Origin of the sequence: Myxococcus sp. AM009 (genome assembly GCF_013372605.1) — a bacterium.
GTDB lineage: Bacteria > Myxococcota > Myxococcia > Myxococcales > Myxococcaceae > Myxococcus > Myxococcus vastator.
The window spans coordinates 1-662 of sequence record NZ_JABXEP010000376.1 but is presented as its reverse complement, the minus strand read 5'-3'; the positions used below and the strand labels follow the sequence as shown (position 1 = coordinate 662).

Below are 662 nucleotides of genomic sequence, written 5' to 3'. Positions count from 1 at the left end.
TCGCCACCCCCTCCGTCCTCCTTGCCGCACTTGAAGAGGCCGGTGCTGAAGCCGCCTTCCTCAACCTCTCCTTCCTCCAACTCGGCGGCGAGCCTCCTCCTCCTTCTCTCCTCCTTCGCCTCTCCCAGGGCCCCGTGCGCCTCCTCAACGGCTACGGCCCTTGCGAAGCCACCTGCCTCTCCTCCCTCCACCTCCTCTCCCACGGCGCACCTCCTCTCCTCGGACGCCCACTTCCTCGCGTGCGCGCCTACGTCCTCGACGCGGCCGGCCTCCCCTCTCCCATTGGCGTCCCAGGCGAGCTCTTCCTCGGCGGCGAAGGCCTCGCTCGCGGCTACCGCGCCCTGCCCCACCTCACCGCAGAGCGCTTCGTCCCAGACGCCTTCTCCTCCTCTCCTGGCGCTCGCCTCTACCGCACTGGCGACCGCGTCCGCTGGACTCACGACGGCTCCCTCTCCTACCTCGGCCGCACTGACTTCCAGGTGAAGGTGCGCGGCGTCCGCGTCGAGCCCGAGGAAGTCGAGGCCGCCCTCTCCCTCCTCCCAGGTGTCCGTCAGGCCGCCGTCCTTCCTCTCTCCTCGCCCCTCTCCTCCGACGTCCGCCTCGTCGCCTTCGTCTCCCTCCTCCCCGGCGCCTCCTCCGACTCCCTCCTCCCCTCCCTCGCC

Annotated in this window: 1 protein-coding gene; it reads left to right on the top strand. The window is 70.8% G+C overall.

The window, feature by feature from the left end:
• Positions 1-662: AMP-binding protein (locus tag HV824_RS35950; protein WP_176425288.1), on the top strand; the 662-nt coding region annotated here is incomplete at both ends.